Here is a 16,704-nt window from a genome sequence, read left to right on the forward strand (position 1 = left end):
TTGACCTATATAATATTCTAAAAGGGGATTTCAACTCAGGTTGACAATCCCTTTCTTTGTTATTGCCACTATCGCTTCATATTCGAAAGGAGTCCTCACTCCGATGACAACTCGCGCTATTTCATCTTATCGCATCCCGCTGTTCTGTGCGGTCACGATGCTGTTCTGGATGTCGATGTACACCAGCGTTCCAATCATGGCGCCTTACGTGGAATTCCTCGGGGGAAGTCATCAATTGGCCGGCTGGATTGTCGGTATGTACGGCATCTCGCAGATGCTGCTCCGCATACCCGTAGGCATTATGTCGGATCGTTTTCATAAAAGAAGACTGTTCATCACCTTCGGTCTTCTCTTCACTGCAATTACGGGACTTGGTCTTTGGTTCACGCACGATTTTACGTGGATCTTGATCCTCCGGGCACTTGCAGGGGCAGCCGCAGCGACTTGGGTTGATTTTACAGTACTATTCACGAGCTATTACAAGCATGAAGAGTCTACGAAGGCGATCGGTACGATCTCCTTTTTCAACTCACTCGGTCAGGTTCTGGGCATACTTAGTGCAGGCTGGGCAGCAGACAAGCTGGGTTGGGAATCCGTGTTCATTCTCGGTGCAGTGCTTGGTCTGTTAGGCATGGTCGGTTCTTTCTTCCTCATCGAAAAAGTAGAGAAAGACGCGCCCAAAATCACCATGCGCGGAATCGGAAACGTGGCGACGGATCGCACACTTCTCTTTGTTTCTCTGCTCGCTATCCTATCTCAGGTGCTGATATTTGCTACGGTGTTCGGCTTCACACCGGTTTATGCGATGCAGCTTGGCGCAGATAAATTCTCGCTCTCCTTGCTTTCTTTATTCGCGAACGTGCCTGTTGCACTAGCCTCTTTATTCGGTGGAAGGCGTTGGGCGATGAAATATGGCGAGAAACGCATGGTTGTTGCCGGCTTCCTTCTTATGGGGATCTTCACCTTTACGGTGCCATTCACCCATCATCTCTGGCTGCTCATGATTACACAGGCATTTGCTGGCTTTGGTCGCGGACTTTCGTTTACCCTGCTCATGGGGATGAGCATTAAGCATATGCCTGCGGATAAGCGGGCGACAGCGATGGGCTTTTTCCAGGCGATTTATGGACTCGGTATGTTCGTAGGGCCTGTCCTTATGGGCATCATCGGTGACTATTTCTCGCTCAATGAGGGCTTTATTATACTCGGTATCCTCGGTGCCGGCAGTGCACTACTCGCATATCTGTTCGTTCAGAGCTCCGCTAAGAAACAACCTCTGGGGACAAACAAATCTACAATGGCGCAATGATTGTAAAGAGTGAATCTCACGATTCGCTCTTTTTTTCATAAAGGTGCAGGGGTAAGATGGGTTGGCCTCGTCTATTCATGCGGAGAGGAGGAGAAGCATATTGAGGAGCACTTACTAATTGATCGTATTCTAAAAGGCGATGAAGCGGCCTTCCGTGAGTTAATTGCAAGGTACCGTCCGTATATTTTGCAGACGATCACTGCGATTGTTCGTCATCAGAAGGACGCCGAAGACTTGTCCCAAGAGGTTTGGACCCGCATTTACTTCTCCCTCCCTCGGTATGAAAAGAAAGGCCTGAAAACCTGGATGACGCGCATCGCAGTGAACCGGGCTATTGATTTCAAGCGCGCCACCAGCCGGCGCAAAGAGGACAGCGTCGCCGAATTCGAGGAGGCACTGTCTTCAGCAGGACCAGCGCCTCCAGAGCAGAGCGTGGAGCAGGAAGTGTTGATCAGAGAAACGACGGAATTCGTTCGTCACAAGCTCCATCAGATCCCAGCAAATTACCAAGATGTGTTATTGGCCTATTATATTCATCATCAATCGTATCAAGATATTGCCGATGCTCAAGGCATTACAATCAAAACGGTCGAGTCAAAGTTATACAGAGCCAAGATGTGGCTGCGAAATCACTGGAAGGAGGAGGAGTTTCGATGAAGGATCGTCATTTTAACCAGCAAGCGTGGTTGCAGTATGTGGAGGAGCGCCTGCCGTTACAAGAACAAGATGAGATGGAAAGTCATCTCTATCAATGTGATGAATGTCTAGCCAACTATATGCAGTGTGTGGAGCAAGTAATTGCTATACCAGACATGGACGGTGAACAAACAACAGCTTATGTGAATGGCATCATAGCCCGAACGGTAGGAATAAAGCCTGCCTGGCATCGCTCAACGATGTTCCACTATGGGATTGCGGCTGCCGCGACGCTTGTGCTTGTGGCGACTGGCTTTTTCCATGGCATATCACAGGAATTAGGAACGTTTGGTGCCTTCAAGCCCTCTCCTCCTCTGGAAGCGCCTGCCTCACTTGAAGCTCAAGTACCGATTTCAGATCACCTTATCCATAAAACACTAACATGGTTAGACACCTTACAAAATGAACACAAAAAAGGAGGTCTGGAGCCTTAATGCCTACCAAAAGTAATCTTGTTGCATTCCTACTATCTTTCATCCCTGGTGTGGGTCATCTGTATATGAATCGTACTGTTCGCGGTTTACTATATGGCTTCCTATTCTTCGGGCTATGTTTCTTACTCTTTTTAGGTATTATGTCTCATGATGCCGACAAATTCGCTTTTCTGCTTATTCCTATTGGGCTCACGTGGATCGTCAATATGGTCGATATGATTATCTATCTATTGAACGCTCCAGCGCCTATGCCAATTCCAACAACCTATCAACAAGCGATGCCAGCATATTATGGACCTTATCCATCTGAGCAAGAGGTTCCATCTTGGAATGGGGATGCCGCTTCCTATTATGTTCAACTAGCACAAAGACAAGAAAGATCTAAAGTTCTCATGCTCTCCTTCATTCCAGGCGTTGGCCATTTCTGGCTTGGTTTAATGCAAAGAGGCCTTACAGCCATGATCTCTTTCTTCGGAATCGCTATTCTTGTGTTCTTCATCACCATTCTGACGCATAACCAAGGTTTTATCGTTTTCCTATTATCGTTGCCAGTGCTCTGGTTTTATACCATGTTCGATGCGTTGAAGCAGTTGGATCGCAAGCAAGCTGGATATGAGCTCGTAGATCGCAGTATGTTTGAAGATTTCCAACGCGATGAGCATGGACGCAAAAATCGAACCCTTGCTACGATTATCGCCATTTTCCCAGGTGCGGCGCACCTGTACTTATCGATGACCAAACGCGGTATCCAGTTGATGGCTGTGTTTCTTTTTTCCATTTACGTGTTGGATGTGCTGCGGCTGTCCCTTTTCTTCTTTTTGATTCCGATTCTATGGTTCTTTAGCTTTTTTGATGCCTTACAGAGCATTTCTAAGTATGAAAATGGGACTTTAACTGACAAGCCTCTTGTCGAAAATTGGACAGCCTACCAACGCTATATTGGCGCTGTTCTCATCGTATTCGGCGGCTATTACATCTTCAGCGACGTCTTTGTGCAATTTATGTATCAGTTCCTACCCGCTTCGCGGAATTACATGTATTTGATCAACAACTTCAGCCAGACCTTCATTGTCGCTGTACTCCTCATTGGAGGTGGCATTCGATTACTACTGAATCGTAAGCAACCAGACGCCGCCATATACAACGAAAAAAAGAACCCCTAAGGGTTCTTTTTTCTGTCGGCATTGATGATATTTCTTTGAACCTTGTTACACATAAAACTTAAGTTAAATCTGCGTATAAAACACGGTAAGTGTCTTTAGCACATCGCCCTCCAGCCTGATTATAACAGGTAGAAAAGTCCTCTTTGCAATGGTTGTTTCCCTTTCGCTAATTGCTCCAACGGAACCACACCTCTCTGCTTGCCGACAATAATAGTATGACCGATTTCCGTTTTTTTAATCATGATATTTTAAAAATTTCATTGGCCGTTATCCGCCGTGTCCATGCCCTTCCGCAGCGTGGCCGCCGTGATGATTCTGGTTCTTCACTTTCTTAGATCCAGACAACGGCTCCTGATTGCCACCCGCGTTGTTTCGGTTTTTTACATTGCCATTATTAACGAGATTATCGCCTGCGGAATAGTTTTTAGGTTTAGACATAGCTCCTCATCCTCTCCCTTTATGAGTTGGTTCCTTGGTGATTTAGAGCATCTTGATGGCGGTGGTCATTGACCTTTTGCTGGATTTGCTGCGCATTATGGGCGCCCACTGGATTGGCATCCAAATCCTTAGCCACATTTTGCAAATTCTTATCGGTACTTTTTTGCTTCGACATCACGGAGTCCTCCTTCTTACTTAAGCGTTGGTGACCTTCTGCAAAGCCTGCGCACACTCATGAATATGCCGCACATAATCATCGATTAGCGACTGTACAACATCACTTCGTTCGTCGATATGCGTGATTCCTTGCTGTACGTCAGTCAGTTCAACCTTCACTTCTCTGGCGTCCATATACGTCACTTTAAAATCAAATGAATAGCCGGTATGTCCCGCCGTCATAATGTGCACGCGGATGGCATCTGCATCACCTTCATCTGCCCATACCCTTGTTTGATCAGAGGGTTGCAGTACGGTGGGCATGACGTTCATCCACTCTTTCACGAGTTCAGCTTGATCCACGCTAGGCTTATCTGATTTGCTCATTGGTAACACCTCCACATGATTAAAATGCGGAAGCCGCCCGTGTTTTATCCATGTAAAAAAACACCTACTCCCCAGCACGAATCAGATTCGTGCCGGGGGGTAAGTGCTATTGGCATTATCATTTATTTTACGATTTGCTGCAGAAGCATACCCAGCATCTTCGCGGCTTCTTCACGCGAAGCGAAATCCTTCGGCGCAAAGGTATTTCCCGATTTCCCGGAAATAATACCAGCCTGCTGCAACGCTTTCGCCGCGTCTACGGCGAAGGCAGGAATCTCTGCACCATCTGCAAAAGGTGCAGCGCTCAATGCTTGCGGCAAGGTAAACTTCTGAAGCTTAGCGAACCTCGCGATCATCGTGACCATTTGCTCACGTGAGATGTTGGCAGCAGGTGCGAATACACCCTCGCTTACACCGCTTGTAAGGCTGTTCTTAGCTGCCCATTGGACAGACTGGGCATAATAGCTGTCCGCCTTCACATCGCGGAAAATAGACGAATTGTAGGCGCTAAGATTCACGCCAGCCATACGAGCCAGCATCAACGTGAAATCGGCACGATTGATTTGAGCATTTGGAGAGAACTGGCCTTCAGCGGTTCCATTGATAATATTGCGAGCTGCTAGGTATGTGATATAGCTCTTAGCAAAGGTTGCTGACGTATCACCGAAAGCAACAGGTGAATAACCAACCGCATACTGCGAGAAGTGGCTTACTTTGAAAATTAGCGTACCTGTAGCCGCGTCGTAGTAGCTATTCGAGACTTTGACGAGCTCGCCATTGTCAGCAATGTAAAAGGCTATAATGGCATTCGTATCTTCATTAGCCGCTGGTTTATACGGTATTTGAACCTCAACGGAACCTCCGTTGAAGGTGGATACTGTTTTTCCACCGGCTGTGATGGTGAAATCGAAGACAGGGCGGTCGCCAATAGCTGCTTTAACCGCATCACTATCTTTTGCAGTCATATGTTGGGTAACCGCAGTTAGATCCGCTTTAGCGATGGACAGGGATACTTCACCCGTCGCCGCATTAGAGGTGATGGCAGCCAACACATTTTTATCCAATGTCACCGAGCCAATACCTAAGTCTAACTTAACTGCTGCAGTGGAGCTGTCGGCAACCTTAACGAGTGATTCCGCAGGCAATTTAATGACCGCTTCTTTCGAAGTAGCATCTACAGTAGCTTTAATTTCAAGAATAGATGATTTCCCCGCTGATTCGGTCATCTGTTTCAATGCATCCGTTACCTGTGCAGCCGTAAGGTTAGCCGTTGAAGTGCCTTTGCTGTCTTTGACAGTTGGCATTGTAATTGTAGTCATCTCTCCGTTAGTTGTTGGTTGACTAGGTTGTGTTCCCCCTACCGGCCCTGGACCTGAGGAAGACGATGTGCCACTAGAAGACACCGTTACCGGTACTTCCGCTGTCGCATATCCATCAGGGCTTATAGCTGTAATTACCGCGCTACCCGTATCCACGGCTGACACTAGACCTTCAGCACTCACCGTTGCAACCGCTGAATTCGAAGATTTCCAAGTAATCGTACCTGTGCCAACAGCATCTCCTGCAGCCGTCGTCACTGTTGCTGTGAGCTTGCTTGCAGCGTCTCCCTTGGTAACAGAAAGTGCTGACCTATCCACGCTAATCCGTTGTACATTAAGCTGATAGACAGCAACCGTTCCTCCCACCTCATTAGCAACTAGAAGCAGTGGATTCCCATTCGGGCTAATCGCGGCAGGGATGAAATCGATCCCCTCAGGCCCCGTATCTGTGTTCAGATTGTCCTTCGGTGTAAACACACGTGAATTCGTATAGTTCACGAACTTCGCATTCACTGGATCCGATACGTCATAGGTCATAATACCACCGACACGCTCGAGTCCCACGAAAGCAAGTGTTTTACTTCCCACTTTCCCCACTTTAACATCTTCGGGCTCTGGCCCTTTCTTCGAGCTGCGATCATCTAAAGCTGTTTTACTATTACTCGTGTTGAAATTGTTAGGAACACGCTGTGCAGTCACTTTCTCAAATTCATTTCCACTATCATAAACTTGAGCCATTGTGTTTGCTTGCCAGATTGAGAAGGAACGGCCTCCGTAAAGATAGATACTATCCGACCCCATATCACTAGCTACTTCTACGCCGTCGTAAGTCGTCTTACCAGCCAAGAATTGCGCGGCAGGTGAATTAGGAGCCAAGCTGCCTTTCATCGCGCCAATCGTGCTTCCATTGAGTCTCACACCTGGCCACTCAGTGACATCTCCCTCATTAGCAGAGAAGACATAAGGAATACCATTGATGGTTTGGCTTGCAATCCCGTCTGGCATGTACATACCATAGAAAGGGACATTTTCAAACTTGATCGCATTATCTTTCACTAGATCCAATGAATTCCGCGGCAAATTCAAATCCTTCAAACCTAGTCCTTTTATAGAGATAACAGCTTTCGTTGCTAAATCAATTGTTCCAATCGCATTATTTTCTTGGAAGGATACATAGGCTTTGCTATTATCTTCCGAAAGTGCGATATACTCAGGTTCCAGATCAAAAATTGCGTCTTGCTTCGTGCCTTCACCCGTAATCTGTATAGGGTTAGAAGCACCACGAATATGAACCTTATTATCGATCACGGAAGGATCGGCAAATCTTAGTTGTGTCACGCTATCCATAATCGTATCTACGATGGTTATACTTCCCTCTGGATCTATGCCAGCCGTGCGAGGCTCACCTTCATTCGCAGTTAGAATATATCTGCCATCTGTTGTGGATTTAATCATATCCGGCTGAATACCTGCATCGTACGTTTTCACTATGTTGCCATCATAATCCAGAACGACGATTTTACCAGCTTTTTTGGAATCTAACTCTTGCACAGATACAGATACTTTCTTGGTGGTCGTATTCACATCCACGCTTGTCAGGTCACCGTATAGGAAGCCGTTATTTTCAACTAAATCTTTTACTTTAATCGTTTTCTCTTTAACTAGGCCTTGCACAAGATCTAAACGAACGATATCTAAGCTAGGTGGATTCCCTGAGCCATTAACCAGATAGAACTTATTATTATCTTTATTGTATTTAACAATCTCGGCGACGCCGCCGTTACTATTCGTAATCCCTACTTGAAAGTCAGTGAGCTTCGTAATGCTCAACGTATCTTTGAATAGGTTAGAAGCGGGTTCAACCTTAATCGTCAAATTACGGCCATATTGCGCTAACAAACTATCCGTCACTTTGATGTATACGTTTGATGTAACGACTTCCGTCGGCTTACCGTACACTTCACCAGTGACTGTATTAATCGCTAATCCAGCAGGTAATCCTGTAGCTGCGAACGTAAATGGAGCCCTCCCTCCATACACATTCATCGATACCGAGTAGTCTTCTTGCTCATAGGCTATAGGAAATGTTTCATTCGAGTATCCAAGCACGGACACATTATTGTCCCATTGCCCGAATGCGCCGGATTTAGGACCTTTAACAGCCAATTCCTGCGTCGTCGAATCTGCAATCCCGAACTGCACGAAATCCTGCTTGTTATTATCCGTATCTGTTAGTGCTTTGCGACGGACAGATATCTTCTTGGAAGTACCTTCTGAAGATCCTCTCGGATATTCAAGTTCAAAGCCATCAATGTCCGTTTTAACGTCTACATTATCTCCGTCATTACTTCCTGTACCTAACATATCAACATAACCGGTAGGTTTAGGTGCATTTGAGAATGGATTTTTATTGGTTATATCAAGCTTCGTCTGATTGCTCATCAAAACAACTTTCAAACCTTTATTATTAATAAAACGATTGTTCCATAATTGATCATAAGTTGTTGTAAGATTCAATTTGGGTGCAGATGCTAACGTCGCTTCCCCACGAATGAGGAATGAAGATTTAGCTTTAATCGTGCCAACAAGGTTTAGTTTCTGCCAATCCCCAGTAGGTCCAGTTAAGGCATCAGTTCCACGATCCGCATATTGTAGCGACCAGCCAGTTAAGCTGACATCATTGCTAGTTGGGTTATAAAGTTCAATAAATCCATGAGAAGATGCTGTATTTTTCGTATCTGTTACCAAACCGCCGCCATAGACCTGATTAATGAACACATGCGGTATCGTGACATCGTAAGTGCCATTCGCCTGGTACGGCGTACCTGGTGTTATCGCTACAGCGCTTGCTGGAGTGGCTATTGCTAAAGAACTTATCGTGACTGCCACGGATAAAAGTACCGAGACTACCTTCGTTCCAACCTTCTTCACAGGGTTTTCACTCTCCTCATATTGGATGATCTCGTCCATTATAAGAAAAGCTCCAGCTACTAAATACCCACTTTTTGTTAAAATATGATTTAGATTATGTAAATGTCGGTCCCGCGATGCCATATGAAAATGAAAAACAAAAAAAGCCACACGATTTCAAGAATCGCATGACTTTTTGGTTGGGTATTACCTTGGCTACGGAGAGGGTGGGATTCGAACCCACGGAGACCTTGCGACCTCGGCGGTTTTCAAGACCGCTGCCTTAAACCACTCGACCACCTCTCCACGATAGGCGTCTCCGATTAGGGAGACGACCTTGTGCAGTGACAAAAAGCATTGTAGCACATAATCGTAACTCGTTGCAAGTGCTATTTTTTTGTGATGACTTTTACGTTGTTCATGTAAGGAACAAGCACATCAGGAACGATGATCGAACCATCGGCTTGCTGGTAATTTTCAAGAATCGCGGCCACTGTTCGACCCAGAGCTAAGCCTGATCCATTCAGCGTATGCACGAACTCTGGCTTCGCCTTCGCATCGCGGCGGAAGCGAATGTTTGCTCTGCGCGCTTGGAAGTCTTCGAAATTCGAGCAGCTGGAAATCTCGCGGTACGCACCGCTGTTAGGCAACCATACTTCCAGATCATACGTCTTCGCGGATGTGAAGCCAATATCGCCTGTGCAGAGTGACAGCACGCGGTAAGGCAGCTTCAACAGCTGTAGGACACGCTCAGCATGCCCTGTAAGCTTCTCCAACTCCTCGTAGGAGTCTTCGGGCTTAACAAGCTTAACAAGCTCAATTTTGTTGAATTGGTGCTGTCTGATTAAGCCCCGTGTATCACGACCAGCGGATCCTGCTTCCGAACGGAAACAAGCACTGAACGCCACGAAGTTAACCGGCAGCTGTTCATTCGTTAAAATATCGTCACGATGATAATTCGTAACCGGTACTTCCGCAGTCGGAATCAAGAAATATTCCGAATTCTCCAGCTTGAACACATCTTCCTCAAACTTCGGAAGTTGGCCTGTACCCGTTAAGCTATCGCGGTTAACGATATAAGGCGGCAGCATTTCTTCATAACCATGCTCATCGCTGTGCAAGTCCATCATGAAGTTGATCAAAGCACGCTCAAGTCTTGCGCCAAGCCCTTTGTAGAACACGAAACGGGAACCCGTTACCTTCGCCGCTGCTTCGAAATCCAGAATGCCTAGGTCTTGTGCAACTTCCCAGTGCGGCTTCACTTCGAAATCGAACGTAGGAATGTCGCCAATTCGGCGTACTTCTACGTTCTCTTCCTCCGTACGGCCTACAGGAACGCTGGCATGCGGCATGTTCGGAATGGAGAGAAGAACTTGTTGTAAGGACTCGTCCAAGACACGGATTTCGTCATCAAGCTCTTTAATGCGGTCTCCGACCACTTTCATTTCTTGAATCAGCTCATCCGCGTTTTCACCGGCTCTTTTGCGTCCCGCTACCTCTTGGGAAACAGTATTACGACGGTTTTTCAGCTGTTCCGTTTCTTGCAGAAGCTCTCTGCGCTTCACATCTAATGCTGTGAAACCATTAAGCTCCTCGATCTGCTTGCCTCGGTTTTGCATGGCAGCTTGTACAGCTGCTAAATCACTTCGAAGTAACTTTACATCAAACAAGGAGATTCCTCCGTTAGCGCAAAATGGTTTATATATGGAAGCAAGCACCCAAACCGGCAATCCGGCTAACTCGGGGTGCTTGAACCATTGGTTATGCTTGGCTTTGCTTTACCATGTCTAAGAAATAACTGTGCAGACGGAAATCATCCGTCAGCTCTGGGTGAAACGACGCCGCAAGGAGATGTCCTTGCCGCGCGGCTACGATCTGGCCGTCATACGTGGCCAGTACATCTACATCCGGTCCCACTTTCTCAATGAGTGGGGCCCGAATGAATACCGCGCGAACGTTCTCGTCAATGCCTTTGATCGGCAAGTCCGTCTCAAAGCTTTCGCGTTGACGACCGAACGCGTTACGAGCCACCGTAATGTCCATCAGCTCGAGATGAGCTTCCGGTTGTCCGGTGATCTCTTTCGCGATGACAATCAACCCCGCGCAGGTGCCGAACACCGGCTTGCCTGCCGCGGAGAACTCACGCAACGCATCGATGAAGCCATACGTGCGCATAAGCTTACCAATCGTCGTGCTCTCTCCGCCCGGGAGAATAATGCCATCTAGCTCAGCGAGTTGCTCGGTGCGTTTAACAACGACACCTTCGGCTCCCGCTTTTTCAATACCATATATATGCTCTGCTACCGCGCCTTGCAGCGCGAGAACCCCAATCTTCGTCATTACCAGCCGCGCTCCTGCATACGCTCGGAAGCTTGAAGCTTGGAAATTTCGATTCCCTTCATAGGGGCACCTAGGTTTTTGGAAATTTCAGCAATCAGTTTGAAATCAGTGTAGTGAGTTACAGCTTCAACAATCGCTTTCGCGAATTTCTCTGGGTTATCGGATTTGAAAATACCGGATCCAACGAATACACCATCAGAACCAAGGTGCATCATCAACGCTGCATCAGCAGGTGTGGATACACCGCCAGCTGCGAAGTTAACAACAGGCAATTTACCTGTTTGGTGAACTTGCAGAAGCAACTCGTATGGAGCGCCAAGTGTTTTCGCTTCGAACATCAACTCGTCCAAAGACATGCTTTGAACTTTACGAATTTGACCTTGAATTGTACGCATGTGGCGAACAGCTTCTACAATGTTACCAGTTCCTGGCTCACCCTTTGTACGAAGCATGGATGCACCTTCACCGATACGACGCAAAGCTTCGCCAAGATCACGGCAACCACATACGAAAGGCACTGTGAAATCACGCTTGTTGATGTGGAATACTTCATCCGCAGGAGTAAGTACTTCACTCTCATCGATATAGTCAACGCCTAGGGATTCAAGAATTTTCGCTTCAACGAAGTGTCCAATTCTTGCTTTCGCCATGACTGGAATGGATACAACTTTCATAACATCTTCAACAATTGTTGGATCTGCCATGCGGGATACGCCACCAGCTGCACGAATGTCAGCGGGTACGCGCTCAAGCGCCATAACAGCGGACGCGCCAGCTGCTTCTGCGATTTTAGCTTGCTCGGCGTTCATAACGTCCATGATGACGCCGCCTTTTTGCATTTCGGCCATACCTGTTTTAACGCGGGAAGTTCCAGTTTCCATTCTTTATTTCCTCCTATAGCTTCTATGCAATTTCTGTGTAGTTCCCTACACGATTCGATATAAACTTCTAAACAACAATTTTACATGAAGGAGGGGCAATATACAACCCATTTTCTGGCCTAAGAGCCGCCCTTGATCCCATTGAACATATCGCTGAAGAAGTTTTTAATGGAGCGGAACAGCAACCTGATCCAACTGCCTTTTTCAACATCGCCATCTGCAATTAGTTCTACTGTTTTTTCTTGCCCATTGTAGCTTACTTTGACTTTCCCTAGCGTGTCGCCTTTCGCAATAGGAGCTACTAGCTTGCTTTCATCAACAGACTCTGTCGTCACTTGGAAATCCGTATCTTTCGCGCCTTTTCTAGCAACGAACGTTACACCTGTTTTCGTAACAAGAGGTACTTCCAATTGTACCCCCTTCTTAATGTTCACACTTTTCAAAGAATCTATCGTCTGTTTCGCATTCAAGAACGGTTTTATTTCAAAATTATTAAAGGCATAGTCCATCAGCTTGCGTGTTTCATTGAAACGTTCAGGTTCCGTCTTCGTCCCCATAACTACCGTAATCATACGCATACCGTTACGTTCTGCCGTTCCCGTGAAACAGTAGCCAGCATCATCGGTAGAGCCGGTTTTCAAGCCGTCTAACCCTGCATACGAATATTTCTTAAAGTTCGTGTTCGTTGAATTTCCTTCGAGCATCCAGTTCCAGTTAATCATAGGTGATTTATCTGTTGCTCTTAGCTTCAAGGAAGGGATTTTCGTGAATTCTAGAATTTCTTTATGATCCTTCAAAATATTATAAGCAAGAATGGCGGCATCACGCGCCGTCATCTTCGTCTCACCTTCGATAGAAGCAGGTGGATTCTTGAGATCCGCACGTGACAGTCCTGTCGCACTAATAAAATGAGCATTAGCAGACATGCCCAGCTGTTTCGCTTTGTCATTCATCATTTTCGCGAAATTCTCTTCCGTTCCACCAAGCAATTCGGCAAAAGCAACAGAAGCATCGTTCGCGGAGTAGATGGACATCGCATTGAACATATCTTTAAAGCTCAACGTTTCATTTGCGGCAATTAATTGCCCGGAGCCAATGACATCTGCCGCATTTTTAGATGCTGTCACTGGTGAGTCCCATTTAAATTTGCCTTCTTTAATGCTTTCCATCGCCAAATACTCCGTCATCATCTTCGCCATACTGGCCGGAGGGAAGGCTTCGTCTGCATTCATTTGATACAGGACAGCTCCTGTACTTGCTTCCATAATAATCGCAGATTTCGCTGATACTTGAGGTTCATTCAGTGCAGGTGCTGCCGTTGTCCCTGCATTTGGAGCAGGCGTTGTTACCGCTGCTGGTGATGGCGAAGCTGTTGGCTTTTTCTCATCTGCCGCATAGGTTGGCTGTATATGTAAAAGTAAGGATTGAGCAATTAAGCTAATACCTAACACCAAAGCAACCTTTTTCTTTGTAAAACGTAACAATCTCACAATTTCACTCTCCCTAAATAATGTTTGTAAAACAATATGACATGCTATATTGTATCACACCCCATTAGACGAAATAAATGTCTACACCGTTCATTCAGAACGCATCCCATATATCTAGAAATATAGCCTCTTATCTGTGTATCAAGTTAAACGCTATTTTTCAAAAAAAAGAAAACGTGGTTTCAACTCCCACGCCTCCAATTTCATCCATATTGTAACAAGATATAGGGACCCTTTAGCGGAGCTAAAAGTCTCTCATCTACATCGAGTAATTTGGTGCTTCTTTCGTAATTTGAATATCATGCGGATGGCTTTCTTTCAAACCTGCTCCCGTAATACGAACAAATTGCGTATCATGAATAAGTTCTTGAATGTTGCGCGCGCCACAATACCCCATGCCTGAGCGAAGTCCGCCTACCAGTTGATACACCGTATCCGCCATTGGCCCTTTGTAAGCCACACGTCCCTCAATGCCCTCTGGAACTAGCTTGCTCTCGTTCTCTTGGAAGTACCGATCCTTGCTGCCTTCCTTCATCGCACCTAAGGAGCCCATTCCGCGGTAAACCTTGTATCTGCGACCTTGGAAAATCTCAGACTCACCCGGACTCTCTTCTGTCCCTGCAAATAGACTACCGATCATAACCGCGCTAGCTCCCGCTGCGATCGCTTTAACTACGTCACCGGAGTACTTAATCCCACCATCGGCGATAATCGGAACACCAAACTCGGCCGCTGCTTGTGCGCAATCATAAATCGCCGTAATTTGTGGAACACCGATCCCTGCAATAATGCGAGTCGTACAGATCGATCCAGGACCGATTCCCACTTTCACCATGGAAGCTCCTGCTTTGATCAAATCACGTGTCCCATCACCTGTCGCAACGTTACCTGCGATGATCGGCAGTTCTGGATATTGGGCTCTCAGTTTCTTCACAGTCTCTGCGATGTTAATATGATGACCGTGTGCAGAATCCACGACGATGACATCAATACCCGCTGTAACAAGCGCTGCGGCTCTCTCCAGCACGTCTTTAGACACACCAACAGCGGCACCAACAAGCAAACGCCCTTGAGCGTCCTTAGCCGAGTTAGGGAATTGAATAGCCTTCTCGATATCTTTAATCGTAATTAACCCTTTAAGACCAAAATTCTCGTCTACCAAAGGCAACTTCTCAATTTTATGCTTCTGAAGGATGCCTTCTGCTTGCTGAAGTGTCGTGCCAACTGGTGCTGTCACAAGACCTTCCTGCGTCATCACTTCTTTAATTTTAATGGAGTAATCATGTACAAAGCGCAAGTCCCGATTCGTCAATATACCAACTAAACGATTATTTTCATTGACAATCGGTACCCCTGAAATACGGTATTTCGCCATCAACTCTTCTGCATCATAAACGTGATGTTCAGGCGTCAAGGAGAAAGGGTTGGTGATAACGCCACTCTCTGACCTTTTAACACGATCAACGTGTTCAGCTTGCAGCTCGATCGGCATATTCTTATGAATAATTCCGATGCCACCTTCACGGGCCATAGCAATCGCTAGCGCGGACTCCGTCACCGTATCCATAGCGGAGCTAATGAACGGGATATTTAATTTCACACCAGGCGCCAGTTGCGTCGAAACATCGATCTCCTTACCGAACACTTCGGACTTCCTCGGCACTAACAAAACATCATCAAACGTTAAACCTTCCTTGCCAAACTTATCTTCTCTCACAGCGTTCCATGTCCTCCTTAAGCCCTCTAACTGAAGAAAGCTTGATTCATTAGCTTCAGCTCATTCTTGCGTATGATTGCAATCTTAACAAAAGCCTATTTTTGGTGTCAAGGAAAACGACGAGTAGACAGCTCCCACCATGCCTCGAATAAGTCAATTCCGTTAACGATAGGAGTACGTACTGCTTGGATTCCAGAGTAGGAACTGCTCGATCCCTTGCTCCTTCGCTGCCTTAATCTGCTCCTTTACATCGATCACACCATACTTTTTATGAGGCTTTACCCATGTTGCCGTAAAATCCTGATACCAAGGCCTGATCTGTGCAACCTGACTGCTGGAACGTGCTAACTGATGATTTTTCCATTTGGCGTCGTTAACCGCTTGATGAATGACCGCATACGGCTGCAAATCAGGGCTTTTGATGCCATAGATACCGCTGGTATAGTGTGACGGGTACAGCATTGGCGAAATGAAATGAACCTCCTTACTAATCATCGCCCAATCTTGTCCAATCCCCATATCATTAGGTAAAGACGTCGTTAATCCGAACACATCTGCTGAAATATACGCCTTGTTGCCGATCTGTTCCTTCGCTCTATGCAAAAAAGTTGCGATATCCTGCGCCTTACTTAGCTTCTGCGGGTTATCGAACAGTACCTCGCGGTCCACCTTCTGCCCATTCTCCGGAAATCTCACATAATCAAACTGAATTTCATCAAAACCCAGATTAGCTACTTCATTAGCGATTTGAATATTGTAGTCCCACACATCTGTCTTAAAAGGGTCTACCCACGCGATTCCCTTCGCGTCCTTCCATACACTTCCGTCTCTGTTCTTCATGGCATACATACTCTTCTTCTTACTTAAATATGGATCCTTAAACACAACTAGCCTAGCTATCGTATAAATATGCTTCTGCTTCAATCTCTGCAGCTTCGCTTTCATATCTTGTATAATGACGTGGCTATTCGCCCCGATTTCATTAACCAAAGGAACCGTTGAGGGATAGGTTACCTGGCCGGAATCGTTCTTAACATCAATCACCATCGCGTTTAAATCCGTATGCTCCACCAGCTCAATCAATTGCTCGAATTTACTTCCTACGGAGGACCAGGCGGATACATAAATACCTTTCACGATCGGTTTAGCAGGCATGGAAAAAGAAGGCGTTGCCGCATCGACCGGCATCTTCTTCGGTTCTTGATTAGGCGCGAGCCCCATGCTTCCTACATGACTTAAAGAGTGAAGTGGATTTGCCTCTTCCTTCACTTCTTCGATTTTCGTTGAGCAACCATTCATCATCAGCGTTACTATCGAACAAAGACATACCCTGCCCATCCATCTCATGCTGCTTGTTGAACTCATCATCATCCCTCCTCGTAGGATTAGTATGGTTAAAAAAGCATTATTTACAGATACAAAAAAAAGAGTCTTTCTGGAAATAATCCAGAAAGACTCTTTAGG

The 16,704-nt window shown here is 46.2% G+C and carries 14 protein-coding genes and 1 tRNA gene; 4 read left to right on the forward strand and 11 right to left on the reverse strand.

Annotated features, from left to right (window positions below):
* Positions 1–103: 103 nt before the first annotated feature.
* Genes GC096_RS22725 through GC096_RS22740 form a run of 4 tightly spaced genes read left to right on the forward strand, consistent with a single transcriptional unit; the run spans position 104 to position 3,602 of the window.
* Complete coding sequence (locus tag GC096_RS22725; protein WP_171633405.1) at positions 104–1,309, forward strand: MFS transporter; 1,206 nt, start codon at positions 104–106, stop codon at positions 1,307–1,309.
* A 9-nt stretch (positions 1,310–1,318) separates the two neighbouring features.
* On the forward strand, positions 1,319–1,966 hold the full coding sequence (locus tag GC096_RS22730) for an RNA polymerase sigma factor (protein ID WP_312886323.1): 648 nt from the start codon (positions 1,319–1,321) through the stop codon (positions 1,964–1,966).
* Complete coding sequence (locus GC096_RS22735; RefSeq protein WP_171633407.1) at positions 1,963–2,439, forward strand: anti-sigma factor; 477 nt, start codon at positions 1,963–1,965, stop codon at positions 2,437–2,439. The genes GC096_RS22730 and GC096_RS22735 overlap by 4 nt, the downstream gene beginning before the upstream one ends.
* Positions 2,439–3,602 (forward strand): hypothetical protein, encoded by a 1,164-nt coding sequence (locus GC096_RS22740; protein WP_171633408.1) that lies wholly within the window; start codon positions 2,439–2,441, stop codon positions 3,600–3,602. Before GC096_RS22735 ends, GC096_RS22740 begins: the two co-directional genes overlap by 1 nt.
* Before the next feature lie 267 nt (positions 3,603–3,869).
* On the opposite strand, the gene GC096_RS22745 is transcribed toward GC096_RS22740, so the two are convergent.
* From GC096_RS22745 to GC096_RS22795, 11 genes are all read right to left on the reverse strand, one after another.
* Positions 3,870–4,040 carry a small acid-soluble spore protein P gene (locus GC096_RS22745; RefSeq protein ID WP_157256842.1) on the reverse strand — a complete coding sequence of 57 codons (171 nt, stop codon included), beginning with the start codon at positions 4,038–4,040 and terminating at the stop codon, positions 3,870–3,872.
* 19 nt (positions 4,041–4,059) lie between these two features.
* A complete protein-coding gene (locus GC096_RS22750) occupies positions 4,060–4,215 on the reverse strand; it encodes a hypothetical protein (protein WP_171633410.1) in 156 nt (51 codons plus the stop codon).
* Between the two features lie 20 nt (positions 4,216–4,235).
* Positions 4,236–4,583, reverse strand: coding sequence for a hypothetical protein (locus tag GC096_RS22755; RefSeq protein WP_171633411.1), 348 nt, complete (start codon positions 4,581–4,583; stop codon positions 4,236–4,238).
* Between the two features lie 122 nt (positions 4,584–4,705).
* Positions 4,706–8,872, reverse strand: coding sequence for a choice-of-anchor I family protein (locus GC096_RS22760; RefSeq protein ID WP_171633413.1), 4,167 nt, complete (start codon positions 8,870–8,872; stop codon positions 4,706–4,708).
* 159 nt (positions 8,873–9,031) lie between these two features.
* Positions 9,032–9,118, reverse strand: a tRNA-Ser gene (locus GC096_RS22765).
* An 83-nt stretch (positions 9,119–9,201) separates the two neighbouring features.
* Positions 9,202–10,482 (reverse strand): serine--tRNA ligase, encoded by a 1,281-nt coding sequence (gene serS, locus GC096_RS22770; RefSeq protein WP_171633414.1) that lies wholly within the window; start codon positions 10,480–10,482, stop codon positions 9,202–9,204.
* Positions 10,483–10,573: 91 nt separating this feature from the next.
* Positions 10,574–11,152 carry a pyridoxal 5'-phosphate synthase glutaminase subunit PdxT gene (pdxT, locus tag GC096_RS22775; protein WP_171633416.1) on the reverse strand — a complete coding sequence of 193 codons (579 nt, stop codon included), beginning with the start codon at positions 11,150–11,152 and terminating at the stop codon, positions 10,574–10,576.
* Positions 11,152–12,033 (reverse strand): pyridoxal 5'-phosphate synthase lyase subunit PdxS, encoded by an 882-nt coding sequence (pdxS, locus tag GC096_RS22780; RefSeq protein ID WP_056611791.1) that lies wholly within the window; start codon positions 12,031–12,033, stop codon positions 11,152–11,154. The genes pdxT and pdxS overlap by 1 nt, the downstream gene beginning before the upstream one ends.
* 119 nt (positions 12,034–12,152) lie before the next feature.
* On the reverse strand, positions 12,153–13,523 hold the full coding sequence (locus GC096_RS22785; protein ID WP_312886324.1) for a D-alanyl-D-alanine carboxypeptidase family protein: 1,371 nt from the start codon (positions 13,521–13,523) through the stop codon (positions 12,153–12,155).
* A 259-nt stretch (positions 13,524–13,782) separates the two neighbouring features.
* On the reverse strand, positions 13,783–15,240 hold the full coding sequence (guaB, locus tag GC096_RS22790; protein WP_171633418.1) for an IMP dehydrogenase: 1,458 nt from the start codon (positions 15,238–15,240) through the stop codon (positions 13,783–13,785).
* Positions 15,241–15,402: 162 nt separating this feature from the next.
* Positions 15,403–16,605: a putative glycoside hydrolase gene (locus GC096_RS22795; RefSeq protein WP_171633419.1), complete on the reverse strand. Its 1,203-nt coding sequence runs from the start codon at positions 16,603–16,605 to the stop codon at positions 15,403–15,405.
* Positions 16,606–16,704 lie beyond the last annotated feature (99 nt).

It is taken from the genome of Paenibacillus plantarum, from assembly GCF_013141695.1.
GTDB lineage: Bacteria > Bacillota > Bacilli > Paenibacillales > NBRC-103111 > Paenibacillus_E > Paenibacillus_E plantarum.